The following is a 24778-nucleotide window of genomic DNA, read 5'->3' as shown; positions in this document are numbered from 1 at the left end:
TCTGCGGCCTACGCCAGCTCGTCGACCGGTCCGCCCCGGCCGCGTGCCGAGTCGCCGATGAGCAAATCGCGCCCGTCCTCGTCGGGGGCAACCTGCAAGGTGACGGTCATCCGGTGCGTGGCGGTCTTCGCCCGCTCACCTTTCGCCTCCGCGGACACGACGAAGGCCTTCACCCCGCCGCCGGCCGTCGCGGTCTGCCGCAGCTCGATCCCGAGGTCGAGCACGACCTCCTTGACCGTGAACCGGATCGGTGATCCGTCCCCGTCTTGCTGCGCCGCGGCCAGCCCGCTGCGCACGGCCTTGATCGCCTCGGACAGTTCGGTGGGCTCTAACTCCACGTTCCCCCCTTGATCAATTCAGTTGCGGGGCCAGTCTGCCGGGCAGTTCCACGGGGCGGAAGTGGGCCCGGCGCCACACCCGGGGGTGATCCGGGCCAACAGGCGGGGCATGCTGCCATCCGGGCGGGAGTGGTACCTGATCACTTGCCGGGGCCAGCGCGCTGTTCGCCCGAGCCCGGCCTGCTACGGACGGCCTTCGGTGAGCTGGCTGGCGGTGTTCTCGATCCACAGCAGCGTCCACTCGACTCCCGACTGCCATCCGGGTTCCGCGCCGGGGTACCGGCCTTCGGCTTGGATCCGGATTTTGGCCGCGAGGGTGCGCAGGTCCTTTTGCAGTCCTTGCCGCCGGGCCGTGTCCATGGCTTGGCGCATCTCGTCAGTGACCTCAATGTTGTGGTTCTCGTTCACCGCCCCACCTTGGCCGACCATCCCCACTGATGGCCATACCGCGTGGTCACCCGGCTGAATGAGACATCTCCGAATGTCTGGAGAACCGTCGAGTTTCACCTCGTAGCTCCAGTCCGTGCCGGTGGGCAGTTCCGGTACGGACTGTGCGAGGGCGATGGAGGCGGGCCAGCTACCCGTCCAGCCTGCGGCGGCCGTGGCCGCGGCGCCCGGTCGGTGCCGTCGGGAAGCGGGCCGTGCTGGGGGCTCACAGGCTGGTTGTAAGCTCTCGCGCTTCGCTGCATACACCAAGGCTGTGACCTGCGGCTTCTCGCGGTGCCTCACGCTGCTTCATCTGCCCTCGCTCTCCGTCGCCTAGCCGCCCGGGAAGAGCAACGGCGCCGCGATGAGCGGGAAGCCGCGGCGCGGGAGGCGCGGCGGCCGGTGTGTGCGGACTGCGGGCGGAAGTTCACCGACGACCGATGGGCGGCGGTCGACCGGCGGGACTGGGGCCAGTCGCGCGAGTCGCACCCGCACCTGTGTGAGGACCGCCAGAGCCGGGCCGTCGCAGCTCAGCAGCAGGCCGAAGCCGCCGAACGCGAGCGCCAGGAGCAGGAGAGCCTCCACCAGGAGCAGGAAGCCGAGCAGGCCGCGCAGAATGCCGGCGGCTGGTTCTCCCGCTTCCGCACCTGACCCGGGCAAGCCCTTCCGCCGGCGGCGCGGGCAAGCCCACGATGCTCCTGCGTGAGCCCGCGTTGTCGGTGGCGGCTGGAAGGCTGGTCGGATGAATGGCGATGAGCAGCTGCTGCGCGGCCGGGTGTACGGCCACGATTACGATGCCCCCGACCCCGGCCCGCTGCCGTGGCAGACGTACGCGGCGCTGATCGGCGGGCCACTGGATGGACTGCTGCTCGACATCACGGGCTGGCGGTCGGAGGAAGTCGACGACGGCGCCGCCCTGTCCACCGAGCTCGGGCAGTTTCCCGGCGGCCGCGCGCTGTACGACCCGCGCCCAGATGAACCGCGCGTACCAGGCCCCGGAGTGACGTGCCGCTTCTACTACTGCGGCGACACGCCCTGACCGGTGCTCATCCGGTTCACGGCCTCAACCAGGCCGGGTGAAGAGGGCTGCGTCGCCGGGGAAGAGGCCGGGGCGCGCGGTGCCGGGGGCCGGCGCTGTCGAGGGCGACGTCGACCTCCACGACCATACCGGGCAGGGTCTCCGAGGCCAGATCGTGTTTGTGCCATGTCTCCCTGCCTTCGACGGAGAGGCACTCAGGGTTGCCATTTGTGTACTGTGGGTAACTATCGGGTGATTCGGTCGCGATCATGACGTGGCCGGACAACGACAACCTCGGATGGAGAACTCGTGCCGCTGCCTTCAATCGGTCAGGAAATCCCGGTCGCTTGCCATGCGTCGGATACGCCGCTGCGAGTGGATGCCCTGGGGCTCGTCACCGTCGACATCAAGGGCGGTTTCAGGGCCCGGGTGGAGCAGGAGGTTCAGGCCGGGGTGAAGCTGAAGGTCGTCGGGTTCGAGATGAGCGGCGACAGCCCGGTGCTCGGCAGGGTCACTTTGGCCTGGGCGGACCTCGGCACCAGCCCGCTGAGTGCGGTGGAGGTCAACGGCAGCTCCAATTACCGCAACACCATGTACTTCGACTGGACACTGACCATCGAGAAGCCCCCGAGCGGGGGCGGCCCGATGACGCTGTCGGGCACGAAGACGGCCGTCCTGATCGGCGACCAGCTCACCAACTACCCCCCGCAGGGGGTGGGCTACCAGCTCCAGCAGCCCGTCGATTTCGCTCCGGCCGGTAACCCTGGCCAGGTCGTCGCCAGCCTGCAACAGCTCTCTGCGACGGTCAGCTACGTCCCCTGACCCGCAAGTTTGCTACAGCGGGCCGAAGCCACCGACGGATTCGGCCCGCTCGTGGACGGCCCGCCTGGGGGAACTGGGCGGAGCACCCAGGTCGGCCCCGGCCTGCTGAGCAGCTCTCGTCGGGCGGGTGATCGGCTGCCCGGCCGCGCTGCAGGGCGTCCGAAGCCTCGGGACTGGGCACAGTGCGGTTGCACGGCCGCGAGCGGGGTCACAGCGCCCGTCTGCGGCCGTGCGGGTGTGTCTTGTCAGGGTTCAGTTGCCGCGGTGTACGCAGAAGAGCTGGTTCTCGGTGCCGTTGCGGTCGCGGTAGTTGACGATGGTCGGTCCCTGCGCGCTGAAGTGGTCAGTGAGCTGGGTGTCCGGGTGCCAGGTGCTGCCGTTGAAGCGGGTCCACCACAGGCTGCCGCCGCTGGCCCCGCCGCGGTGCACGCAGTACAGGTGGTTGTTGTAGACGGCCAGGGCGGGGCCTTCCTTGCTGTGGTGGTTGGGCAGCTTGCTGTCGCCGTGCCAGCCGTTGGTGCCGTTGAACCGCGCGTAGTAGAGGGCGGTGGTGCCGACGCCCTTGTAGACGGCGTAGAGGGTGTTCTTGTAGACGGCCAGGGCGGGGTTGGAGTCGGTGCGGTGGGAGCCGAACTCCTTGTCGCCGCTCCAGCTGGTGCCGTTGGTGGTGGTGCACCACCACAGGTTGTTGTTGCTGCCGGTGCCCTTGTAGGCGCAGTACAGCTTGCCGCCGAAGACGGCGAGGGCCGGACCCCGGCTGGTCTTCTGGCTGCCGAACTTGGTGTCGGCGCTCCAGGTTTTGCCGTCGAAGCGGGTCCACCAGAGGTTGTCGTCGCTGCCGCCGCGGTGCGCGCAGTACAGGTGGCCGTTGAAGACGGCCAGGGCGGGACCGTCCTGGCTGTAGTGGTTGGGGAAGGCGGTGTCCACCGACCAGCCGTTGCCGTCCGGGTCGTACACGGTCCACCACAGCTTGCCGTCCCCGTCACCGCGGTGGACGCAGTACAGCTTCCCCTCGTACTCGGCCATGGCCGGGTTGGACTTGGAGCGGTGGTCGGTGAACTTCTCGTCGTCGCTCCACTTGTGCGAGGTGTCCATGACCGTCCACCACAGGTGGGTGTCTTCCCTGGGGCGCAGCGAGATCGGGATGAGCATGCCCGGTGCGATCCACGGCGAGACGAGCTTGCAGCCGTATCCGTTGGACACAGCCTTGATCCACTCTGACTTGACCTTGCAGAACAACTCGACGATCTCGCCGTAGGGTGACGGCAGGAACTCGCCGGTCACGTCGCCGATCAGCTCAGCGATGTCCGCTGCCATGTCGGCGGCTTCAGCGTTGAGATGGATCTCGAAGCCCCACCACTTCGTCTTGGGGTCGACCTCATACCCACGTGCGGCCAGCTCCTCCTGGGCCCGTTGCGCACGCGCGATGTCCTGCGATGTCGGTTCCGCGTGGTCGGTGCCCAGTACGTGGCTGGGGCTTTCCGTCGCCGCTGATTCCTCGTCAAGCGCCATCGAGCACTCCCTGATGCGGTGGTGGCGCCCAGGGCCCCATAGCGGCGGCTCCGGGCATATGCAGGAGACTCCAGATGACCATGAAGACATCGACGCGGATAGTGACCTTTAGGTCACACGGAGTAATCATATAATCGGCGTCGCCGCGAAGGGCGACACCCATGCGCCTGCTGCCCCCAGCGGCGTGATGTGCCGCTTCTTTGCTACACCGGCGACACGCCCTGACCACAGGCCCGACCACCGCACCGGCCGACCCGACCATGACCCCGACCACGGCAGGTCAGCGCGCTGGCGTACCTCGCCGACCATTCGCGCGCCCGGCGTTCCTCGAGGAAGCCCTCCGGGAGGGCGCCTTCTTCGCAGACTTGGCCGGCACCTCGGGCACCTCCGTCTCGCCGCGCGCCGCCCGGGCCCTGCCGACGGACTCCTGCAGCGCGGCCATCAGGTCCACCAGCTGCTCCGGCCGGGCAGCCGGCTCGGGGGCCTGCGGCAGCTGGCGGTCTTCCTGCTTGGCCTCGACCACCGCCTGCAGAGCCTCGGTGTACCGGTCGGCGAACTCCGGGCCGGTGAGGTCCTCGCGGGTCATGGCCTCGATCAGCGCCACTGTCCAGCTGGACCGGAGGCGGGACCACAGCGGCGGGGTCGCGGATTTCGTCCGGCCACAGCAGGCCGTGCAACGCGATCACGTCACCCCGGACCCGCAGCAGACCCAGCCGCTCGCGGCCGTGCCACGCATACCGTGCGACCGCGACCCGTGAGGCGCGCTCCAGAGCGTGCCGGAGGACCAGGTACGGCTTGGCGGCGATGGTGCCCTGCGGCTGGAGGTAGTAGCCGGGGCCGATACGGAGCGGGTCGACGGCGGAGGCCGGGATGAACGCAATCAGCTCGATGGCGCGCGCCGTGGGAAGCGGCAGGGCCCGCAGCTCTTCGTCCGTGACCGGGATGACCCGGCCGTCCGGCAGTTCATAGCCGCGCCCTATTTGTCCGAAGGTGACCTCACGGTCCTCCGCGTCGCAGCAGTAGCGGTTGCGCACCAGACCGTTGTCGGCGGTGTGGATCCTTCGGAAGCGCACGCTGTGGTCTTCGGTCGCACTCAGGACCGTGATCGGGACGCTGACGAGCCCGAACGAGATAGCGCCGTTGAAGATGCTCGCGGGCAGGGCACACCTCCGGGGCCTTGAGCACTTCCAGCGTAGGAGCCCCGTCACGGCCGGGCACGAGCACGGCCAGGCGCCCGCCGCAGGCCTATGTGTCGGCGTCCTGGTGAAGGTTCAGGAAGAACCGCAGCCGCACGCCCGGTTCGCCGGGCACCCGGGTCGTACGGTCCGCCGGCGCGATGGCGCACCGCGCGGCGAGTAGCTCGTGGACCGCGAACGCGGTCTCGTCATCAGCGGCCGCGACCTCCACCACGGCCAGGCCAGGCACGGCCACATGCGCGTCATTGATCTGCCTCATGCCTGGCACGACGTGCCGGCGCCCCCGGAAGTTCTCTCGTCCGAACGGCTTCACCCGACCGGTGCGCAGCTACGCGCGCGTGCTGACGTAGCGCACGGTCGGACCCCACTGCTCCATCACGGGCGCCATGCACCACTGGCACAGCGGACAGCCGCCACTGCCGTACTTGTGTGTTTTGCGCTGGCACCCGGCGCAGAGGCCGACCCGGTCACCGGGGCAGGTCAGCGCGGACGGATCGGGCTCCGTGATCGGAGGTGCGGGATTTGTCATCATGGATCCTGTTCCGGGTGACGATTTCGGGTCACCTCACCGACAGAATATCGGCCGGGCTGGCACTGTTGTTCGAGCCGTGCCCGGCCCGGGCGGCAACATCTCCTGCGTCACCCCTTGCTGTCAGTCGAGGATGCGGAGCTGGGCGTCGGGCTTGCAGTGCGTGCAGGCGCGCACGCCCGAGGTGAGGAGGCGGCGTGCTTCGTCGCGCGGGACGGGGGCGCCGTCGTTTGCCCGCGGCGTAGCAGCCGCCCACGTGCACCTCGATGGGCGGGCGTCCGTTGCCGATGCCGAGTTCGACGATCCAGTCCGGCTCCTGAGGCCGGTTCTTCCGGCCCTGTTCCTGTTCGGCTTCCCGCTCCTGAAGGTCGGCGATCTTGGTGTTGATGCGCTGCGGCCACATGGCGTGCCACACCCGCATTCTGTGGAATCAGGGTCTGTCAAGCAGCTCGGCATGCAGTGCGGGGCCGCCATACGGACGGAAGCCAGTCTGCGTGGGCGGCTCCGACGGGATGGTCGAGGGTGCGCTAGAGGCAGCTCAGAGCGCGAGTCGCTGATCACGTGGGCTGCCACCACCCTGATGACCAGACACATCACCCGCCGGACTTCCCGCCGCACCGGCCACGCCGGGCCGAAGGCCGCGAAGCCGAACAGCAGGCGCTGGAAGCCTCCTGGCGCGAGCGAGCTCTGAACAGTGAGGTCGCGCTCAAGACCGCGCACAGGGAGATCCTGCGCCAGCGCGAGCAGATCGCCGAGCTCCTCGGCCAGATCCGCGAACTGGACACTGACTGGACTGAAGAGGACCGCATCCGCATGACCGGCGAGAACCTCGCGCTCAAGCGTGCCGTCCGCGATCAGGAGACGGAGATCCGAAACCTCACCGACAAGCTGGCCGCCGCCCGCGAGAACAACCGCTTCGCACACCGCAGCATCGCCGACCTCGAAGCCCGCGTCGTGGACGTGCAGCCGTGACCGGGGGCGTTTTCTGTCAGCATGCCGATCTACTGTGCTGGCATGAACCTGAACCTACGTCCCTCCGCCCGTGCGATCATCCTCGATGAGAACGATCGAATCCTGCTCTGCCGGTTCGTCTTCCCTCACCCGGCAGTGCCTGGGCAGGCGAAGGTCGTGTGGGCAGCTCCAGGCGGCGGCATCGAACCCGGCGAGGACCCGCTGACGGCCTTACGCCGCGAGCTCCGCGAGGAGACCGGTCTGGCCATCACCGCTGACCTGCCGCACGTCTGGCAGCAGGTAGTCGTTGCCGCCGACTACGCGCCCGGCTTCGACGGCATCATCAACGGCTATTTCCTCGTCAGGGCGAACCATTTCGAGCCCCGAGGCGAGCTGACAGACGACCAGCTCGCCGCCGAGAACCTGGCCGCGTTCCGCTGGTGGCAGTTCTCGGAGATCGCCGGTTATACCGGACCTGACCTGTTCTCGCCCCGCGACCTCGCAACGCTCTTGGCCGAACTGCTCACCACAGGGACGCCGGCCCAGCCGGTCCAACTCGGCCTCTAGGCAGGGAGCTGCCGATCAATAACTCCTCGATCTTGGTGAGGATTACGGGAGCGTGAGGCTGTGCCCGGCGATCGCGGCGAGCTGTTGTGCCGTGATCACGGTGAGGGCGCCGGCCGGGACCGTGTACCCGAGTGCAGTGAGCACGGGGGTGACCTCCTGGAGGGTCGCGCCGATTCTGCTCTTGGCCAGACTGGTCGCCTCGGCGAGAACGGCGTTCGTCATGGACCAGCGCTTCTTGAGGAGGAAGACGACAAGCTGGTCGGAGACGGAGAGCCGTCTGCTGCCGGCGCCAGGGCCGCCGTCGGGGCGTTTCCCGGGCAGGAAGATCGGCGGGTGCTCACTCCACCAGGCTTGGTAGCGGACGGCGAGATCGTCGAGGGCGGCGGGCTCGAGTCCGGTGAGGCTGGGGTGCCGCAGCCAGGCAGGCAGCTTGTCCCCAGTGGGGAAGCGCCCGAACTCGGCACTGGGCGGGGGTGGTTCAGGGGCGAGCGGTTCGGGGCGCACCGTGTAGTTCCACGTGCCGTGCCACTCGTGCGGCGTGACGGGCAGACGCTCCATGACGGTGTCGGGGACGGTGACACCAGTGGGGTAAGCGCCGGGGTCGAGCTCGGCGTGGACGGACAGTCCGCTGTGTGTCGTGGTCGCTCCGATGGTACTGACGACGACTTCGTGGCTGGTCAGGGGCCTGCCACGCCAGTTGATGCTGATCTGTGAGAACAGTCGGTGCTCTATTTTGTTCCACTTCGATGTTCCCGGCGGAAAGTGACAGACAGTCACATCAAGGCCCGACTCATAGGCGAAATCGGCGAGTTCCTTCTTCCAGGCACGCACACGGTAGCCGTTGGAACCTCCGGCGTCGGCGGTGACCAGCAGACGGGAAGCGTGCGGGTAGCGGCGGCACCCTTCACCGTTCCACCAGCGGCGCAAAGTGGCCACCGCGAAGGCGGAGGTGTCCCCGTCACAGCCCACCGATACCCAGCCCGCGTCCGCGCCGATGTCGTAGATCCCGTACGGCACCGCTTTCTGGGCCCCTTTCTCAGGGAAGTCGTGCGCGCGGACCTGCACCGGCTGCCCGGCGCGATGCCACTCGCGTCCGGTGACCGCGTAGTTGCCCAGCGTCTCCTTCTTCTTGGCATCCACGCTGATGACCGGCTGCCCGTCGGCGAGGTACGCCGTGACCTGATCGTTGATGTAGCGGAACTGGGCGTCCCGGTCCGGATGCCGGGCCCCCTCGGTGGTCCTCGAGGTGCCCTGCAGGGAGAAGCCCTCCGCCTTCAACAGTGCGGCCACCGTGTCCGGACCGACCCGATGCCCCTGACGTGTCAGCTCGGCCGCCAGATTCCGGGTGGACTTCACCGTCCACAGCAGCGGAGATTCCGGGTCGCCTCGCTGGTCCGGCTCGACCAGCGCCAGCAACGCGGGCACCAGCTCCGGATCCACCTCCCGCAAGGACTTCCGACCCGCGCCCGGTGCCCGGACCCGACCCGCGGGCTCCTCCGCATGCTCCAGCTCCCGCTTCCCGCGCGACACCGTGGACTCCGCCACCCCGGCCGCCCCGGCCACCATGCGGATCCCGCCATGGCCCAGGACACGGGCCGCGGCGCCCAACGTCAGGCGCTGCTGCCGCTCATCCAGATGCGGCAGCAACAGCCCGAACACATCCACCAGTTCAGCCATCGTCCCCTCCGACACATCGGCATCCTACGACCCAACAGCCCATAGAAACCGACGAGTTATTAATCGGCAGCTCCCAGGGCTTCGGCGTAGTCGCGGGTTGAGCGGGGTCGTCCCGATATGGGCCCGGAACGTAGGGGGGGCGCGAGCTTCCAAGATCATGTGGGTGTCGAGTCCAGTGATCCCTACGGAAGTCCGTGCCCGCCGTCGTATCTTCTCCGATCCCGCCCGTCCTTGACCAACTCCGTGATCAGCCTGACGCCGCAGAGGTTGAACTGCCCGGACTGCTGGCCCGGTTGGCCGAGGTTCCGGCGCATCGTCCTGAGCCTGGGATCGGCGTCATCAGCCGGGGCTGGAGATCTCTGACGTGGGGCGGGACGGGCCCTTGCCCGGCGGATGACAGGTGGTACGCAGGGCGTTCATCTTCTCCGAGTCGGTGGTCCCGGCCTCGGCCGTGTACGTGACGATCCTGAGGTCGGTTCCGGCGGCCATTAGCACGTCGAGGTCGAGGGCGATGTCGCCCACCAGCGGATGTTCGATGGTCTTGCGGTCACCGACATGGGTTCGGGCGGTGCCGTTGGACCACAGGCGGGCGAAGCGGGGGTTGGTCCGCCGCATGTGATCGACGAATGAGACGAGTCGTCCGTCGTGGGGATGGGCGGCCGCGGTCTCCCGCAGGTCGGCGACGAGTTCCTCCTCCTCCACTTCGTCGCCCGCCCAGGACAGAACGGGCCATGCCGCGATCGGTTCCCGCGCTCGTCCGCCGCTCGACCGGAACATCCCGGCGACGAGATTGTGCTCGTCCCAGCCGTACGTACGGGGATCGCCGACCGCGGCGGACCACATCGCGTTCCATCCGATGAGGGTCCAGTCGGCGGCGAAGACCGCGGTGGGGTTGTCTCCCAACTGGCTAACCAGTCGGTGCACACGCGCGGGTGCCTGCCGGGACACAATCCCGGTGGCGGGCGGTGCGAGACGGGCACAGCGGAACAGATGATCACGCTCGGACGGGTCGAGGCGCAGCGCCCTGGCCAGGGCTGCGACCACCTGGGCCGAGGGGTGCCGAGCGCGGCCCTGTTCCAGCCGGACCACGTAGTCGACGGACAGCCCGGCCAGTCGGGCCAGCTCCTCCCGGCGCAGCCCGGGGATGCGCCGGCCCCCGCCCGCCTCCAGCCCGCTGTCCTGCGGTGACGCGCGCCCGCGCCAGCCCCGCAGAGCGATGCCGAAGTGGTTCGTCGTTGCCATGCAGGTCATCGTCGTCCAGACGGCATGGACCGCAGGGCGCTTCTACTGCGGCACAACGGACTCTTTACTCGCAGGCAGTTCCTCGTCGGTGGCGTCGGTGGTGGCCCAGTGTGCGAGGGTGAAGGCGGCGGCGGCCTGCAGCGCGGCGTCGGCCTCGTCGAGCATCACGGCGAACGCCTGGAAGACGTGCGGTACTTGGGGCCAGACCTGCAGTTCGACGTGGACGTCGTGTTCGGCGGCGCGGGCTGCCAGCCGTACGGCGTCGTCCAGCAGGATCTCGTGCGAGCCGACCTGGATGAGCAGGGGCGCCAGACCGGTCAGATCGGCGAAGACGGGGCTGGCATGAGGCGTGGCGGGATCGGTGTCCCGCAGATAGTCGCGGGCGCGTGTGCGCAGCCCCTCGGGGGTCAGCGCGGGATCGACGGCGGCTTTGCCGACCACGCTGTGGCCGGACACGCTCAGATCGGCCCACGGGGAGAAGACCGCGGCCGACGAGGGTTGGGGCAGGCCCGCGTCCTTGGCTGCGACCAGCGTCGCGACGGCGAGACCGCCGCCCGCCGACTCGCCGACGAAGGCGATGGCGGAGCTGGGAACACCGTCGTCGAGCAGCGCGCGGTAGACGGCCAGGGCGTCATCGACGGCTGCGGGGTAAGGGTTCTCGGGGGCCAGCCGGTAGTCCACGCACACGGCGCGTGCACCGGTGCGCCGGGCGACGTCCCCGGCCAGGCCCGCTGCGTCGGCCGCCGAGCCGATGGCATAGGCACCGCCGTGCAGGTACAGCAGCACGGTCGCCGGGTCGTTCGCCGGTGTCTCCACGGTGACGACGGGTACGCCGCCCAACTCGCCTGCCGTGGTCGAGACGTCGGGGGGCAAAGGTAGGGACGTCATCATGTCGTGGAAGATGGCGCGCTGTTCGGCGACGTCGCCTCCGAGGTCGAGCGGGCCGTGCCGCAGCAGGTCGTCGAGGGTTTGGCGCTGTTGCCGGGACATGGCAGTGCCTTTCGTGGTTCCGGTGAGTGCCGTACGGCGGAGCGATGATCGCTGCGGACCTGCCGACGCTCAGCGCGGCGGCCCGACGATGATCTGGCCGTACATGTCGGCGGCTTCGGCCATGAGGTCCCGTGAGATCTCGAAGCCTTCGGGGCGCGGGGTGGCCAGGTCACGTCCGGCGTGGCGGAACATGCCTTCGATGCCGCCGGGGGTGCAGATCATCAGCAGGTCGGCGGTGTCGGAAGTGATCCGGTAGCCGTGGGGGACGTTTCGGGGGAGGTAGACGATGCCGCCCTCCGACAGTTCCATCTCCTGGTCGTCGCACCACAGCAGCGCACTGCCCTTGATCAGCATGAAGATCTCGTCCTCACGGGTGTGCGTGTGGTAAGGCGGCGCCTCGCCCTTGCAGACGGAGAACCGTCCGACGGTCAGTTGTCCGCCGGTGGCCACGCTGTCCAGGAGTACGGCGAACTCGCTGCCGTCGAGCCATTCGAGCCTCTGCTGCTGCTCGGGCTGGGCGAGGTAGGCCATGGTCATGACGGTGTCCGTTCTGCGTGATCGGTGGACTCGGCGCCTTCGCCGAGGGGAATGAGCGCGATCACGGGGATGACCCGCTCGGTCTTGCTCTGATAGCCGGCGAAGCCGGGATAGCGGCGGGCCTGTTCGGCGAACGCCGTGTCGCGCTCCGTGCCCCGCAGTTTGACGGCGCGCACGGCGAGGATCGCGTCGTCCACCTCGATGCGTGCCTCGGGGGATGCGCGAGCAGGTTGTGGTACCGGTCCGGATTGCGGTCGGAGCTGGCCTTGGAGGCGAAGACGAGGAAGCGGCCTCTGTCGGCCAGGTACATCATCGGATTGACGCGGGACCTGCCCGAGCGCGCGCCGACGGTGTGCAGCAGGAGTAGGGGCGCCCCGCTGAAACCACCACCGACCCCTCCCTTGTTGGCACGGAACTCGTGGATGATGCGTGCGTTCAAGTCCGGTTTGCCAGTCATGACTGTCTCCGGTTCGGACTGTGCCGTGCCTGTGGCGCTGCGGACCCGGGCCGCAGTTCGCTTGTTCGATCGTCCTCTGGGCGATACGTCAGCCGCCAGTCGCGAGGGTAGGAACAGCAGTACCACTCCCCTCGATTCGTCTTCTACGCCACCGTGCAGTTCGCCGCATGCGTGCTGTTCGTGCTCATGGTCCGGGAAATCCGCGGTGACGGCCTTTACCCAGGGTTTCGGCTTAGTCGCGTGACGCCCAGTTCGTGGCGAACTACCAGCTCAGCGGTGCTCTCGGAACGTGACAGGCACGGCTCCCAAGATCATGGAGTTCTTTACGCCCCGTGATCCGAACGGAAGACCGTGCCTGCCGACGCACCATCGCCGATCCCACGCGCTCTTGACCAACTGCGCGGTCATCCTGAGGTCGTATGCGATGAGGTGCCCGGCCTGCTGGAGCGGCTGGCGGAGGTACCCGACCCGCGTGATCCTCGCGGAGTGCGCCACACGTTGACTGTCGTACTCGCGCTCACTGCGTGCGCGGTTCTGGCCGGCGCCAGGTCGCTGCTGGCGGTCGGCGAGTGGATCGCCGACGTTCCGCCGCAGGTGCTCACCACGGTCGGAGCACGTCCCGATCCCCTGTTACCGCAGTGGCGCCTGCCTGCGGAAACGACGGTACGCCGACTCTTGGCCCGGATCGATGGCGACGCCTTGGACCAGGCCGTGGGCCGCTTCCTCGCCGACCGCCGCCGCCCCCACGCTGCAGGAGGATTGCGCGCGCTGGCGGTGGACGGCAAGAGCCTTCGCGGCGCCGCGAAGGCACACGGCCGGAAGATCCACCTGCTCGCCGCCCTGGACCACACCACCGGCCTGGTCCTGGCCCAGCTCGACGTGCAGGAGAAGACGAACGAGTCTCTGTATCCGGCATACCGGACGTCGGCGCAGCCGTGAAAATGGGGTCGTGTGGTGGCTGCCCGTCCGACGCCGATGATCTGTGGGCCTGGAGCCCGTAATGAGTCTGGTGCTGGAGCCGGCCCAGAGGGGCTGCGCATTGTTGCTTCGAGCACGCGGGTTAGATTCTCGTTTTCCCTCGCCGGCCCCCGGGTGGCTGCCACCGCTCCGTGCGACCGGGTGGTGGGGAGGCGAGGGTGAGGGCGAGCGAAGAGACCGATCTCGAATCGGAACTGGTGGAGAGGGTCGCGGCGATTGATGTTGCCAAGGCCAGCGGCATGGTGTGTACCCGGGTTCCGCACGAGTCCCGGGCCGGGAGGCGAGTCCAGGAGGTCTGGAACGTCACCTCCACTACTACGGGCATCCTGGAACTCGGGGCACGGCTGTCCAGCCTGGGGAGCACTCGCGTGGTGATGGAGGCCACGGGGGTGTACTGGAAGCCGTTCTTCTTCCTGTTGGAGTCCTGCGGGTTGGAGTGCTGGCTGGTCAACGCCCGTGACGTGAAGAACGTCCCGGGCCGGCCGAAGACTGACAAACTGGATGCCATCTGGCTCGCCAAGCTCGCGGAACGGGGCATGCTGCGCGCCTCGTTCGTCCCGCAGCGTCCGCTGCGGAAGATCCGGGACCTGACACGGTTGCGGTCCGCGCTTACGCAAGAGCGCACTCGTCATAAACACCGAGTGGAGAAGGTCCTGGAGGACGCTCAGATCAAACTGTCGTCGGTCCTCACGAACATCTTCGGCCTCTCCGGGCGCATGATGCTCGACGCGCTGGTCGCCGGAGTACGCGATCCGCAGCAACTCGCGGAGCTCGCCCAGGGCAAGGCGAAGGCCAAGCGGGAAGCCCTGGTCGTGGCATTGACCGGACAGTTCGACGAGCACCATGCCTATCTGCTGAACATGCTCCTGGAGGCGATCGACCGCACCCAGGCCCAACTCGATGATCTCACCGGTCACATCGAAGCAGCACTCGCCGACCTGGCCGAGCCAGATGGGGTTGAAGCGGGCAAGGCCGGCGAACTGACACCTCAGGAACGCCTGGACGAGATTCCGGGGATCGGCCCCGCCACCGCGCAGGTCATCCTGGCGGAGATCGGTCTCGACATGGCCATCTTCCCCACCGCGGGTCATCTGGTCTCCTGGGCCAAGCTCTCCCCGCGAACCATCCAGTCCGCCGGAAGGAATCTCCCTGGCGGCATCGGGCAGGGCAACCCCTGGCTGAGGGCAGCGCTGGGTGAGGCCGCGATGGCTGCCGCCCGGACCGACACGTTCCTCGGGGCCCGTTACAAACGGCTCGTGAAGCGCCGAGGACACGGGAAGGCCCTGGTGGCCGTCGCCCGCTCGATGCTCGTCATCGTCTGGCACCTGCTCAGCGATCCTGATGCCCGCTTCCACGACCTCGGATCCGACTACCACCTGCGGGTTCTCGATTCCGCAGCCCGGACCAGAGGGCTCGTGCGTCAGCTCCAGGCTCTCGGCCACGAGGTGACCCTCACCACGAAGGCCGCATAGCTGGAGAACCCAACGTGTTCGATCTCGGGAGTAAGACCGCGGTAAAGGTGGGCATTTTCGGGTTAGATTACGTGCTTCCAGCCGCTGCTGAACACCGTCGCCGACCTGGCCGGCACCGTGGTCACCAGCGACGCGATGCACACCCAGCGCGAGCACGCCGACTACCTCCTCGCCCGGGGCGCTCACTACATCGTGATCGTCAAGGGCAACCAGAAGAAGCTGCGGCGCCAGCTCAAGTCCCTTCCCTGGAAGGACATTCCGCTCCAGGGACGCACCCAGGGCATCGGTCACGGCCGCTCGGAGATCCGCCGGATCAAGGTCGCCACCGTGAACAGCCTCCTCTTCCCCGGAGCCCGCCAGGCCGTCCAGATCAAGCGCCGGCGCACCGACCGCAAGACCGGCAAGACCACCGTCACGACGGTCTACGCCGTCACCAGCCTGACCGCCGAGCAGGTCACCGCGGCCCAGCTCGCCGAACTCGTCCGCGACCACTGGAAGATCGAGGCCCTGCACCATGTCAGCGACACCACCTTCGCCGAGGACGCCTCTCAGCTGCGGACCGGCAACGCGCCCCGTGCGATGGCCACCTGGCGCAACCTTGCCATCGGAGCCCTCCGCACGGCCGGAGTGAAGAACATCGCGGCCAGCCTCCGCCGCAACGCTCGCGACCCTCGCCGCCCCCTGGCACTCCTCGGTCTCGGATGATCACGAACCGGACGTCACGCGACTACGCCGAAGCCCTGGGCCTCTAGGGGCTGGCTTCCATCACCGATATCTCTGATATAGCCGATATCGCTGATATCACCGATGGAGCCCAGCCTCTTTCCCTTGCCTCGGCGATCCTTCAGCCGGTGCTGCCGTCCTCCAACTGCTCGGTGACGCTGCGGGGTTCGCGGCCGAGCAGATTGGCCAGCAGAGGGTCGACCCCGGCGAAGCGGCCTTCGCGAGCGGCCTGGTATCTGGTGAGCATCATCCGTGCCATCCCCTCCGGCATGCCATCCGCGACCTTGTCCGCGATCCACTTCTCGTCGTCCAGCACGACTCGCTTGACCTCGCGGCCGCTGATCTCGGAGGCCATCGCGGCGACGTCGGCGAGGGTCACGGCCTGCCGCGCGGTGAGGGTGACCGGCCCGTCGAACCTCCGGTCACCGGCCAGGATGACCGCTGCCGCTTCGGCGGAGTCGGCGCGGTCGGTCCAGGAAATCGGGCCATCGGCCGGAGCTGCAATCTCGCCGGTCTGCCGCCAGGGGCTGAGCAGCCAAAGGACGCTGTGGGCGTAGTAACCGTTGCGCAGCGAGGTCCAGGCGACACCGGATTCGGCGAGGAGCACCTCGGTCGCGGCGTGATCGCGGGCCGGGTGGAAGGGACTGTCGGCCCCGGCACCCTGATGGCTGGTGTACAGGATGCGCCGGGCTCCCGCTGCAACGGCAGCCTCGATGCCAACGCGGTGCAAGCCAACATGGTCGGCATGCGGGTCACTGGAGGACACGAGCAGGACCTGCTCAGCACCCTCGAAGGAGTGGCGCAGTGCGGCCGGATCCGCATAGGAGCCCTGACGCACCCGCACCCCGCGTTCGGCTAAGTGCCGCGCCTTGCCGACGTCGCGCACGCTTACGCCGATCCGCTCCGCAGGAACATGCTTGAGAAGGTGCTCAACAGTGGCGCCGTTCAACGCGCCCGTGGCCCCGGTGACAACGATCATGATGAATCCCCTTTCACTTGTCACACCTGCCGCACTCAGTACGCACGGAATTGGATTGCCTCAGCGGCCCTCAAGCAGCAACGGCAGAAGAATGTCGTCGACGAGGTGCTCGACGAAGCGTTCATCGCACGGCTCGCCCGCGACGACCACACGGTGCACGATGACCGCCGGAGCGATCTCGGCAAAGAGCTCGGCGGCCCGGGGAGTCAACCGCTCGCCGTCCCCGATCGCCTTGCGGAACGACTCATCAGTCATCGCCGCCTCGTCCCGGCGCAAGATTCGACGCATCTCCTCAGCAAGCCGCAGGTCCCCACGCATCCCCGCAAACAGCGCCCCAAGCAGTCCGATCTCCTGCTCAGCAATCTGCCGAGCCAGCCACCCGGCAAGCGCAAGCAGGTTCTCCCGCAGGTCGACCGCAGCAGGCGAGGGCGGCGTGGCATGCGAGCGATATTCCACCGCCGCAGCAACCAGGTCGGCCTTGTCCCGATAACGACGGTAAATCGTCGTCTTAGCGACCCTTGACCGCCCCGCAACCGCCTCGATCGACAACTGCTCGTACCCAAGCTCCGTCAGCAGCGACAACGTCGCCTCCAAGATCGCCGCATCCCGACGAGCATCCCGCGGCCGACCCATGCCGGCCGCCACGTCCGCCCCGCCGCTACGCGGCCCGCTCGATGCCTCGGCCAAGAGTGACCGCCCCACTTTCGCTACGCTACCGTTGCGTATCGAAAGTATCCCTTGATCGCCGACGAGGTCAACCCGGACGGCGGGCGGTCAGTGCTTTCCGGCTATCGGTGCGACGCTCTTCTTCGGAGTCGGGCCCGGCGCGGCCGGGCACCTGCTTGCAGGTTTGGGGCTGGCCCTTGTACTGCTTGCCGCTCTCGGCCGTCACGCCGGCGCCTTGTGGCGCGCCCCGTCCGGCCCCGAGGACCGGGCACCCCACATGCTCGCGCTCATCCTCGACGGACTCCGCACGCACCCGTAAACGACGGGCGCGCGACAGGGCCCGCCAGATGTAGGACTCTTCTGTGCAATCAGGTTTGTCATGCTTGCGCCGCTTTGCCCTGTCGGACGCCGACGATCGGTAGGAGCTGAGCTGTGCCGGGTGCCGTGATCTGCCGGGGTGTCGGCCCGGCCGGGGTCGGGGTATCGGCGAGTCTGCCGAGGAGTTCGTCGATCGCGTTCTGACCGTCGGTGAGAGCGGCCTGTTCGTCCTCGGTGAGCGGGATCGAGATGGCCATCTTCTGCAGGTTGCCTTTGGCTTCGAGGAGTTGGGCTCTCGTGGAGTCCTTCGGGGTATAGAAGTCGCAGCGGGCGCAGGCCATGCGGTGCTGGCACTGTTCGAAGAAGGTGTAGGTGCAGTAGCCGTGTCCGAGGTCGTAGTGCTGCCAGGGTTCGCCGGCCGCGGCGGCGCCAGAGGCGACCGCGTCGCGGTCGACGAGGACCTCGATGGTGCGTACGTTTCGGGCGAAGTACCCGGCGTCTTCGTATGCCTTGGTCAGTTTGTTGGGGCTGATCTTCGCGTAGTGCTGGGTGGACTCCGGGGACCGGTGTCCGAGCCACGCCTGCAGCTCGAACAGGGTCATGGGCTCTTTCGCGTTGTACAGCTGGCTGGCGATGGTGGAGCGGGCGCGGTGGCTGGTGATGCTGCCGGGGGCATCGACAGCCGGTACGCCTGCTTTGCGGCAGAGCATGGGGATGATGGTGCTGTTGATGTAGCCGCTGGAGACGGTGCGCGCGCGGTAGGAGAACAGGAAGTCGATCTGTTCTCCCGTGCGCTTGTCGGTGCGTTTGGGCTGGCTGGGGCGGAGTGCCTGCCAGACGTTGATGGCCTGCCCGAGCAGCGGGTCCACTGGCTTGGTGAACGCAGTGCCGGTCTTGTGAGCGGGCACGTCCAGGAGGCAGACGGCGTCGCGGGCGAGGATCTGTGTGGAGTTGCCGGCGACGGGGTCCCCGTCGTGCTGCCAGCGGACGCAACCCAGGCGCAGGCGCGCGATCTCGTTGCTGCGCTGGCCGGAGAAGAGCCAGGTCAGTGTGACAGCGCGGACCAGTTCCACGGGGTAGGTGGGACCGCCTTTACCGCGCGGGACGTCGTGGGCCTCCAGATTGAGCCCGGCCCACAGCAGTTTTGCCCAGACGTCGTCGGCGATGACGCGCGGTCGGGGGCCGATGAGGGCGTTGATGCTGCGCGGCAGGGCGAGTGCGCGCTGGGGGTCGAACCGGCGCGGCAGCCATTCCCAGTCCTGGATATCGCGGAAGAAGACGCGTACGGCACGTATGAGGCCGGCTTTCGATTCGGCTTGGAGCGGCTGGCCGAGGCGCTCCTGGAAGCTGCTGGTGCGCAGGACGTAGTCGCCGATCTTCATGCGGTCGACGGCCGCGATCCAGGCCGCGCAGGTCTGCCGCGTCCATGCGGCCGGATCAGCGGCTTCCGGCTGCTGATCCGCAACCCACCGGCCGGCTTTCAAGAGCGCGGCCCGGCTGTGGAGACGGGGCCGGTGCGTCATGGTCGTCGTGGCCGTCCACCGTTCCACCCACTCACCCCATGTCGGTGGGACCCCGGCGTGGCCGGCCCGCTCAGCCCCGGAGCGCAGGGCGGGCGCCTCGCAGTGGCCGAGCGCGGCAACAGCCCGCTGCACCGCGAACAGGACCCTCGTGCCCCCATCGGTCAGGAGGTCTTCATGCCGGACGCGGTCGAAGAACGAGGTGGTGAGGTCGCTGCTGTGGGGGCTGCGGTTGAGGAGGAAGAGCTGGCTCATTACGGAGGGCACGCTCTTGTCGTGGTCCTGGCCGTACTGGTAGCCCCAGCCGGTCAGCACGGTACGGATCTGTCCGATCTCCGCTTCGACCAGGCGGCGGCCGAAGATGCGGCATGCGAGTGCCAGCCGGTCGAAGTGCCCCAGCCGATTGAAACCGGTGAAGCCTGCCAGGTGGTAGGCGTACCCGCACAGAGCCGGACGCACGGCTCCCGCGGTCCAGTCGGGTACCTGCCCTTGAAACGCCCTGTGATTGTGGCCGAGGAACCGTAGCCATTCCTCGTCGTCCCAGCCCCAGAACGCACGGCCCGTATCCGCGCACCGCAGCAGCACCACGGCGACAGCGTCGTTCGTGGCCCGACGCACATGCTCGGTGGGAGGCACTTCGAAACTGGCGTTGACGTCCTGCAGCGGGCGTGTGAGACGGCTGATGTCAGCCCACTGCGGGGCGTCGGGGTCGTGGTAGCGCTGTCGTCGCAGGTTGCGCAGGCCCAGCTCGCGAATGGCGCGCTGCTCCACCCCGGCCAGCGCCGACGAACGGTCGTAACGGCGCAGGTCGATCGGGGAGTGCCAGGGCCCATGCGTGTCCTCGGGCAGGGAAGCGACCGTTATTGCCTCCCACCGTGGCCTGGGGTATGTCGGCGCCAGTGAGCATCTGGACCCGCCAGGAGTGGATGTGCTCCATCCCGCTCTTCAGCTTTTCGGCGAGGTCACGCCCAGAGAGGTGGATGTACTGGAGAGTCGTTTCGGTGTGCCGGTGACCGGCGAACGAGGCGATGGCGTGCAACTCCCAGCCCATACGCGCGAGATCGGTCAGGCACAGATGACGGGTGGTATGGGTGGAGAACCGCTCGGCACCGGCCGTCAGCGCCAGACGCCGGACCACCTTCGACCACGTCCACAGACTCAGCGGCTGACCGTGGTTGCGCCGCGACTCCGACAGGAACAGCGGCCCCCGTGCCCGGCTGACCGTCGCACGATGCACGAGGTACTCACTCAGCAGCACCCCCGTCGACACCGAGTACGGCACCACCCGTTCGAGCCGGTTCTTCGTCGTCTCCGCCCGCACCCGCACCGTCCGGTGCGCCGGGTCCAGATCATCGGTCCGCAGCGAGCACAGCTCCTCCCGCCGCAGTGCCGCGTCATAGGCGAGCGCCAGCATCACCCGGTTGCGCACCGGCTCACACCGCGCCACATCCAGAAGATCCCGCCACTGCTGCTCGTCGGGGATCCACGGCAGTTTGGAAAAGCGCGGTACCAGGCCCCGCTGCTGAGTGCTGCCGCGTCGGCCTGGCGTGTACCGCCCGCGGCCCACCGGGTTCGAAGCACGCAGCCCTTCCTCCATGAGGAAGTCGTAGAACAGACGCACCGGCACCAGGCGCTGCTGGACCGTCGCGTTCGCCAGCCCCGCCCCGGAAGTGATCGAGACGACGTTCGCCCCGCGCCGGTGAGGCCGCGACGTCAACTCGCGAACAAACACCCCCACATGCGCCCGGCCGGCAGCCAGCGGATCGACGCCCTCCCGCTCGCACAACGCCAGATACTCCGCCAGCCCCCGTGCGTACGCGTCCAAGGTCCGCGGCGCACGACCGAGGTCCTCCCACGCCTGCAAGCAGGTTGCTGCATGCTCATGCCGGGCCAGTTCCGGCCACTTGGCCACGAGTGCCGATGTGCTCCTCAAGCTGTTCCCCAGGATCGTGGACGAAGCCGGGCTACATGATCACCCAGGCAGATTCCACGTAACTTCTAGGGTGAGCAGTCGTGCCAGGTCAGGTGGCAGATAATCGAACATATTTCCGATTATAGATCCGCGGGCGATAGGGTTCGCCGTCTCGCGTGTTCGAATCCTAGTTCGATAATGTGGGGTGGAGGAGGTGGGTGCTGTCGAGGCAGGGATGGAGGCACGGCGCGTGGCGAGTGTGATGCATGTGCGCTGCCCGGACGGGTTGCCGGAGGACGTCTACCGGCAGGTGCTCGAGCAGCTGGCGGAGCTCTCCCCGGTCGTTCAGGCGCTGCCCCCGTCGGCGGCCTTGGTGGAGCTGAAGGGGGCGCTGCGCTATCACGGAGTGGATGCGCGGCGGCTGGGGGAGGTGCTGCGGGTGCGGACCATCTCCCGGCTGGGTGTCGATGTGCGGGTCGGGATCGGCCCGTCCATCACGGTCGCGGCCACCGCCTCCGGCCAGATCACCGAGCCGGGCGGCGTCCTCGCCGTCGACCCCGGCCAGGTCACGGACTGGCTCGGGCCGCTGCCCGTCGAAGCCCTCTACGGCATCGGCCCCCGCCAGGCCCACGCCCTGCGCGACTACGGCGTGCACTGCGTCGGCCTGCTCGCCGCCGTTCCGCCGGCGACGGTGCAGCGCCTCCTGGGCGGCCGGGCCGGATGCCAGGCGGCCGACCGGGCCCGCGGCATCGACCCCCGCCCCGTCACCCCGCGCGCCCTGCCCGCCTCCGCGAGCGTGAGCCGCACCTTCCCCCGGCACACCCTGGACGGCGCCGCCGTCCGCGCGGCCCTGCTCGACCTGGTCGTCACCCTCGCCCTCCAGCTCCGTGGTCGGGGCCAGGCGGCCCGCGGCCTGACCCTGACCCTGCGCTTCGCCGGAGGCACCACGTGGGAGAAGACCCGCCGGCTCCCGGAGGCCTCCGCCCACGACGACGACCTGCGCACGCCGGCCTACCGGCTGATCGACGCGGCAGGACTCCAGCGCGGCCGCCTCACCGGGATCACGCTGAAGGGCGAGGACCTGATCGCCGCCGGCCAGGTTGCCGAGCAGATCAGCTTCGACCAGGCACGCGAGGCCCGGCTGGTCGCCGAAGAGGTCAGCGACCGCATCCGCGCCAAGTTCGGGCCCGGCGCGATCCGCCCCGCCACCACACTCCTGCGCGTCTCCTGACCCGACCGACCCCGCCGCGGAGGCGAGACTAGTGCTGCTCCAACCGCCAGGACTTCCCGGCCTGTTGCCCCACACCCTGCCGCACTGGCCGTATGCCACCGCGGTGGACCAGGCGCTCGTCGACCGCGGTGTCCCGCCGGGCACCGTCCGCGTCGAACGGGCTTTTGGGCGAGCGGATGTGCATCCGGCTGCGGTGGGATGTGAGCCGCTGCGTCGGTCCGGGCGGAATCCGCCTACTCTGGGGCGAGGACACTGGCTGGGCGTACGCCTACGTCGGCCCCGGATACTCGATGCCCCGCGGCCCGGTCGCCTCACTCCAGCGCGTCTACGCGACACCGGAGTCGGTCGCCGCCGCGGCCGACTCCCTCGTACACACCGGGCGGCCGCCTGCCGAAGTTCACGAAGAGGAGTGGCCGCAGGCGGACGCGGTACGCGCCGCGATCGACGCTGCCGCCTGTGCTGAGCAGAGACACCCAGCAGCGACGGTGGGGCGTCCGCCGACGCGGCCGCGGCCCCGGGCGGCGGCCAGGCAGAAAACGTCCTCTGGGCGGCTAGTTATCCTCCGGGGGCAACCCGGCGTTTTGCCGGTCGAATGCCCGCTGGCGATCGGCGTAGGACCGCTCAGTGTTCGCGGGTTCCTGCGTCCGGGTGGGCTCGGTCACCTTGTCTGTGCCGTAGACGTAGTACGTGGACTCACGGTCGTACGTCGGCTTGTACAGCGTGACGGCGTACAGGTTCTGGTCGGGGTTCGCGCACGTGACCGCGCGCACGATCCCGTCGTAGTACACGCCGTTGCTGCTCTCGCGGTGGCTGACGATGCGCACGGCCCGACTCGGGTCAGGCTGGAGCTCTGCAACCGTGGCCATGGAGAATCTCCTTCACTGCGGGGGAAAAAGGGGGAAAACACCCTTTCGCCACCCTCGCATGCCGGCCTTCGACCCGAAAGTTACTCGCGGGTTATTTGTCGGTTGGCAGGTCGATCGTCGGCGCTGTCATTGAGCGAGCACGCTGTCGCGGAGTACAGAACGACACCACCCCGTGCGGGCGTGGTCGGGGGACCTCCACCACCAGCCGGACGGTGCACAGAAAATTCTTGGCTCTGGGCACGAGCGGTGTGGCGGGGCGTTGGCCTGCTGTGGTGGGGGTTGTGGTCGGGGTCTGGCGGACCGTGGTTGGGGGGTTGGGCCGGGAAGTGATGTGTCTGGTCGGGGTGTTGTGGTGGGGGCGGTCGTGTCTACGGTGAAAGTCGTTCGGACGCCCTCGCTCGCCCCGGTGGGGCCGTCCGCACATCCCCAGTGGCGGCGGGTCCGGCTGGTGTTCTCGGTGAGGACGTGGTGGGCGCCCGGCTGCTCGACCCAGTTCTCGCCCTGGTGGTAGGTGGTCACGGGCTTGTCGTCGAGCTTGCTGCGCACGGTGCGTTCGAGGACGTAGGCGTAGACGAACGCCTGGCCGTGCCGGTGCGGCAGCGCGCTTGCGTTGGGCGGGAAGTCGACGACGGCCGAGGTGAACGTCTTGCCCTTCACATTCGGAAGGGCCTGCTGGAGCAGCGGCTTGAGGGTTTCGGTGGGGCGCGTCGATGGCATGGCCGCAGGCGATGCCACGGCCGCGGTCGGCCTCTTGGCGTGGGCGGGCTGGTTGGAGGTCGAGCAGGCCGTGGCCGTGGCCAGCGTGGCGACGGCCAGCAAGCCGCCGTCGGCGATCCGCATTTCGATCACGATGGGTCTCCTGATTCAGTCTTCCGTGACGCGGATGATCGTTTTGCCTGGGGTGCGCTTGCCGGGGGCGAACGCGGCGGGTGCCTCGGCGAGCGGCCGCACAGCACCGACGACCGGCTTGAGCCGGCCGTCCCTCAGCCGCGTGGCGAGGTCGGCGAGTTGGGCGCGGTCGGGTTCGACGACGAAGAAGATCGCCCGCCCGTCCTTGGGCTGGACCCTGGGCGGCATGACGATGGTGACGAGCGTGCCACCGGCCCGGATGAGGGCGGCTGAGCGGTCGAGGATGTCGCCGCCGATGACGTCGAACACGACGTCGGCCTCGCCGGCGTCCTCCAGCTTCTCGGTCTGCAGGTCGATGAAGGTGTCGATGCCGAGTGCGAGTGCCCTGTCCCGGTCGGAGGCCCGGCCGGTGCCGATGACGCGGGCGCCGGCCTCGCGGGCGAGCTGTACCGCGATCGAGCCGACGCCGCCCGCGGCACCATGGATCAGGACGGTCTGGCCTGTGGTGAGGCGGCCGTGGTCGAACAGGCCCTGCCAGGCGGTCAGCCCGGAGATCGGCAGTGCGGCGGCCACGGTGTGGTCGATGTCCGCCGGCAGCGGGGCGAGGTTGCGGGCCTCCACCGCGGTGTACTCGGCGAGAGTGCCGTTACGGGTCCAGTCGGCCAGACCGAACACCCGCTGTCCGACGCTCAGGCCGGTGGTGCCGTACCCCAGCTCTACGACGACACCGGACAGCTCGTGCCCGGGCACGCTCGGCGTCCGGTCGCGGCCGGCGCGATCGGTCCACGTGGCGGGCCAGTCCAGCTCGCCACGGGTGAAGCTGGCGGCGTGCACCCGCACGATGACGTCGTTCTCGGCCGCATGGGGGTAGGGGATGTCCGTCAGGGACATCCCGGCAAGACCGGCGTTACGGTCTTGCACAGTGATGGCTTGCATACAGGTCCTTACTGGGGAGGGGCGACCCGAGCGCACAGCCCGCTCGCGCGCAGCGCTCGTCGCGGC

At 68.6% G+C, this 24778-nt stretch carries 29 protein-coding genes and 3 pseudogenes; 10 read left to right on the top strand and 22 right to left on the bottom strand.

Annotated features, from left to right (window positions below):
- Nucleotides 1-8: 8 nt before the first annotated feature.
- Nucleotides 9-338, bottom strand: coding sequence for a trypco2 family protein (locus OG819_RS47280; protein ID WP_266655934.1), 330 nt, complete (start codon nucleotides 336-338; stop codon nucleotides 9-11).
- A gap of 183 nt (nucleotides 339-521) precedes the next feature.
- Nucleotides 522-746 carry a hypothetical protein gene (locus OG819_RS47275; protein ID WP_266655932.1) on the bottom strand — a complete coding sequence of 75 codons (225 nt, stop codon included), beginning with the start codon at nucleotides 744-746 and terminating at the stop codon, nucleotides 522-524.
- A gap of 420 nt (nucleotides 747-1166) precedes the next feature.
- On the opposite strand from OG819_RS47275, the gene OG819_RS47270 reads away from it, so the two are divergent.
- The 3 genes from OG819_RS47270 (at nucleotide 1167) to OG819_RS47260 (ending at nucleotide 2604) form a co-directional block, all read left to right on the top strand.
- The gene (locus OG819_RS47270) at nucleotides 1167-1415 is read left to right on the top strand and encodes a hypothetical protein (RefSeq protein ID WP_266655930.1); all 249 of its coding nucleotides are present in this window, start codon (nucleotides 1167-1169) and stop codon (nucleotides 1413-1415) included.
- Nucleotides 1416-1506: 91 nt separating this feature from the next.
- A complete protein-coding gene (locus OG819_RS47265) occupies nucleotides 1507-1803 on the top strand; it encodes a hypothetical protein (RefSeq protein ID WP_266655928.1) in 297 nt (98 codons plus the stop codon).
- Nucleotides 1804-2157: 354 nt separating this feature from the next.
- A complete protein-coding gene (locus tag OG819_RS47260; protein WP_266655926.1) occupies nucleotides 2158-2604 on the top strand; it encodes a hypothetical protein in 447 nt (148 codons plus the stop codon).
- A gap of 252 nt (nucleotides 2605-2856) precedes the next feature.
- On the opposite strand, the gene OG819_RS47255 is transcribed toward OG819_RS47260, so the two are convergent.
- Together OG819_RS47255 and OG819_RS58855 are read right to left on the bottom strand one after the other, a co-directional pair.
- The gene (locus OG819_RS47255) at nucleotides 2857-4116 is read right to left on the bottom strand and encodes a hypothetical protein (RefSeq protein ID WP_266655924.1); all 1260 of its coding nucleotides are present in this window, start codon (nucleotides 4114-4116) and stop codon (nucleotides 2857-2859) included.
- 280 nt (nucleotides 4117-4396) lie between these two features.
- Nucleotides 4397-4702, bottom strand: a complete 306-nt coding sequence (locus OG819_RS58855; RefSeq protein ID WP_323139464.1) for a hypothetical protein — start codon at nucleotides 4700-4702, stop codon at nucleotides 4397-4399.
- Between OG819_RS58855 and OG819_RS58850 the strand changes: the two genes are divergently transcribed.
- On the top strand, nucleotides 4701-4874 hold the full coding sequence (locus OG819_RS58850) for a hypothetical protein (RefSeq protein WP_323139463.1): 174 nt from the start codon (nucleotides 4701-4703) through the stop codon (nucleotides 4872-4874). The genes OG819_RS58855 and OG819_RS58850 overlap by 2 nt on opposite strands.
- On the opposite strand, the pseudogene OG819_RS58845 reads toward OG819_RS58850, so the two are convergent.
- The 4 genes and pseudogenes from OG819_RS58845 to OG819_RS47235 all read right to left on the bottom strand — a co-directional run.
- Nucleotides 4815-5189, bottom strand: a pseudogene (locus OG819_RS58845) (Ku protein); the annotation flags it as partial. The gene OG819_RS58850 and the pseudogene OG819_RS58845 overlap by 60 nt on opposite strands.
- A gap of 172 nt (nucleotides 5190-5361) precedes the next feature.
- Nucleotides 5362-5571: a DUF6207 family protein gene (locus tag OG819_RS47245; protein ID WP_266655922.1), complete on the bottom strand. Its 210-nt coding sequence runs from the start codon at nucleotides 5569-5571 to the stop codon at nucleotides 5362-5364.
- Between the two features lie 301 nt (nucleotides 5572-5872).
- Nucleotides 5873-6130 (bottom strand): hypothetical protein, encoded by a 258-nt coding sequence (locus tag OG819_RS47240; RefSeq protein WP_266656509.1) that lies wholly within the window; start codon nucleotides 6128-6130, stop codon nucleotides 5873-5875.
- Nucleotides 6019-6297, bottom strand: a pseudogene (locus tag OG819_RS47235) (hypothetical protein); the annotation flags it as partial. The gene OG819_RS47240 and the pseudogene OG819_RS47235, both read right to left, overlap by 112 nt.
- A gap of 105 nt (nucleotides 6298-6402) precedes the next feature.
- Between OG819_RS47235 and OG819_RS47230 the strand changes: the two are divergent.
- Together OG819_RS47230 and OG819_RS47225 are read left to right on the top strand one after the other, a co-directional pair.
- A complete protein-coding gene (locus OG819_RS47230; RefSeq protein ID WP_266655920.1) occupies nucleotides 6403-6813 on the top strand; it encodes a hypothetical protein in 411 nt (136 codons plus the stop codon).
- Nucleotides 6814-6855: 42 nt separating this feature from the next.
- Nucleotides 6856-7359, top strand: a complete 504-nt coding sequence (locus tag OG819_RS47225) for an NUDIX domain-containing protein (protein ID WP_266655918.1) — start codon at nucleotides 6856-6858, stop codon at nucleotides 7357-7359.
- 42 nt (nucleotides 7360-7401) lie between these two features.
- On the opposite strand, the gene OG819_RS47220 is transcribed toward OG819_RS47225, so the two are convergent.
- The 6 genes and pseudogenes from OG819_RS47220 to OG819_RS59270 form a co-directional block, all read right to left on the bottom strand.
- Nucleotides 7402-9036: an ISAzo13 family transposase gene (locus OG819_RS47220; protein WP_266655916.1), complete on the bottom strand. Its 1635-nt coding sequence runs from the start codon at nucleotides 9034-9036 to the stop codon at nucleotides 7402-7404.
- Between the two features lie 339 nt (nucleotides 9037-9375).
- The gene (locus tag OG819_RS47215; protein WP_266655914.1) at nucleotides 9376-10278 is read right to left on the bottom strand and encodes a helix-turn-helix transcriptional regulator; all 903 of its coding nucleotides are present in this window, start codon (nucleotides 10276-10278) and stop codon (nucleotides 9376-9378) included.
- A gap of 42 nt (nucleotides 10279-10320) precedes the next feature.
- Entirely contained in the window at nucleotides 10321-11268 is a 948-nt protein-coding gene (locus tag OG819_RS47210) for an alpha/beta hydrolase (protein ID WP_266655912.1), read from the bottom strand.
- A 69-nt stretch (nucleotides 11269-11337) separates the two neighbouring features.
- Entirely contained in the window at nucleotides 11338-11805 is a 468-nt protein-coding gene (locus tag OG819_RS47205) for a cupin domain-containing protein (protein WP_266592390.1), read from the bottom strand.
- Complete coding sequence (locus tag OG819_RS47200) at nucleotides 11802-12002, bottom strand: nitroreductase/quinone reductase family protein (RefSeq protein ID WP_266655910.1); 201 nt, start codon at nucleotides 12000-12002, stop codon at nucleotides 11802-11804. The genes OG819_RS47205 and OG819_RS47200 overlap by 4 nt, the downstream gene beginning before the upstream one ends.
- Before the next feature lie 89 nt (nucleotides 12003-12091).
- Nucleotides 12092-12262: pseudogene (locus OG819_RS59270) on the bottom strand (nitroreductase/quinone reductase family protein); the annotation flags it as partial.
- A gap of 486 nt (nucleotides 12263-12748) precedes the next feature.
- Here OG819_RS59270 and OG819_RS47195 point away from each other — a divergent pair.
- The 3 genes from OG819_RS47195 (at nucleotide 12749) to OG819_RS47185 (ending at nucleotide 15417) form a co-directional block, all read left to right on the top strand.
- Nucleotides 12749-13201 (top strand): transposase family protein, encoded by a 453-nt coding sequence (locus OG819_RS47195; protein ID WP_266655908.1) that lies wholly within the window; start codon nucleotides 12749-12751, stop codon nucleotides 13199-13201.
- A gap of 197 nt (nucleotides 13202-13398) precedes the next feature.
- Nucleotides 13399-14712, top strand: a complete 1314-nt coding sequence (locus OG819_RS47190) for an IS110 family transposase (protein WP_266655906.1) — start codon at nucleotides 13399-13401, stop codon at nucleotides 14710-14712.
- 66 nt (nucleotides 14713-14778) lie between these two features.
- Nucleotides 14779-15417, top strand: coding sequence for an ISAs1 family transposase (locus tag OG819_RS47185; RefSeq protein WP_323139459.1), 639 nt, complete (start codon nucleotides 14779-14781; stop codon nucleotides 15415-15417).
- A 139-nt stretch (nucleotides 15418-15556) separates the two neighbouring features.
- Here OG819_RS47185 and OG819_RS47180 read toward each other — a convergent pair whose 3' ends face one another.
- The 4 genes from OG819_RS47180 to OG819_RS47165 form a co-directional block, all read right to left on the bottom strand.
- Nucleotides 15557-16414 carry an SDR family oxidoreductase gene (locus tag OG819_RS47180; RefSeq protein ID WP_266655904.1) on the bottom strand — a complete coding sequence of 286 codons (858 nt, stop codon included), beginning with the start codon at nucleotides 16412-16414 and terminating at the stop codon, nucleotides 15557-15559.
- Between the two features lie 60 nt (nucleotides 16415-16474).
- Nucleotides 16475-17047 carry a TetR/AcrR family transcriptional regulator gene (locus OG819_RS47175; protein ID WP_266656505.1) on the bottom strand — a complete coding sequence of 191 codons (573 nt, stop codon included), beginning with the start codon at nucleotides 17045-17047 and terminating at the stop codon, nucleotides 16475-16477.
- Between the two features lie 410 nt (nucleotides 17048-17457).
- On the bottom strand, nucleotides 17458-19689 hold the full coding sequence (locus tag OG819_RS47170) for a tyrosine-type recombinase/integrase (protein ID WP_266655902.1): 2232 nt from the start codon (nucleotides 19687-19689) through the stop codon (nucleotides 17458-17460).
- Complete coding sequence (locus OG819_RS47165; protein ID WP_266655900.1) at nucleotides 19604-20830, bottom strand: site-specific integrase; 1227 nt, start codon at nucleotides 20828-20830, stop codon at nucleotides 19604-19606. The genes OG819_RS47170 and OG819_RS47165 overlap by 86 nt, the downstream gene beginning before the upstream one ends.
- 235 nt (nucleotides 20831-21065) lie before the next feature.
- Between OG819_RS47165 and OG819_RS47160 the strand changes: the two genes are divergently transcribed.
- Entirely contained in the window at nucleotides 21066-22061 is a 996-nt protein-coding gene (locus tag OG819_RS47160; RefSeq protein ID WP_266656503.1) for a hypothetical protein, read from the top strand.
- A 28-nt stretch (nucleotides 22062-22089) separates the two neighbouring features.
- On the opposite strand, the gene OG819_RS47155 is transcribed toward OG819_RS47160, so the two are convergent.
- The 4 genes from OG819_RS47155 to OG819_RS47140 all read right to left on the bottom strand — a co-directional run bounded on the left by OG819_RS47155 (nucleotide 22090) and on the right by OG819_RS47140 (nucleotide 24712).
- Nucleotides 22090-22245, bottom strand: coding sequence for a hypothetical protein (locus tag OG819_RS47155; RefSeq protein WP_266655898.1), 156 nt, complete (start codon nucleotides 22243-22245; stop codon nucleotides 22090-22092).
- 367 nt (nucleotides 22246-22612) lie between these two features.
- The gene (locus OG819_RS47150) at nucleotides 22613-22927 is read right to left on the bottom strand and encodes a hypothetical protein (protein WP_266655895.1); all 315 of its coding nucleotides are present in this window, start codon (nucleotides 22925-22927) and stop codon (nucleotides 22613-22615) included.
- Nucleotides 22928-23053: 126 nt separating this feature from the next.
- Nucleotides 23054-23767 (bottom strand): cupin domain-containing protein, encoded by a 714-nt coding sequence (locus OG819_RS47145; protein WP_323139458.1) that lies wholly within the window; start codon nucleotides 23765-23767, stop codon nucleotides 23054-23056.
- 24 nt (nucleotides 23768-23791) lie between these two features.
- Nucleotides 23792-24712, bottom strand: a complete 921-nt coding sequence (locus OG819_RS47140) for an NADP-dependent oxidoreductase (RefSeq protein WP_266655891.1) — start codon at nucleotides 24710-24712, stop codon at nucleotides 23792-23794.
- Between the last annotated feature and the right edge of the window lie 66 nt (nucleotides 24713-24778).

Source organism: Streptomyces sp. NBC_01549 (genome assembly GCF_026339955.1).
Taxonomy (GTDB): domain Bacteria; phylum Actinomycetota; class Actinomycetes; order Streptomycetales; family Streptomycetaceae; genus Streptomyces.
This window is presented reverse-complemented; position numbering and strand designations above follow the sequence as displayed.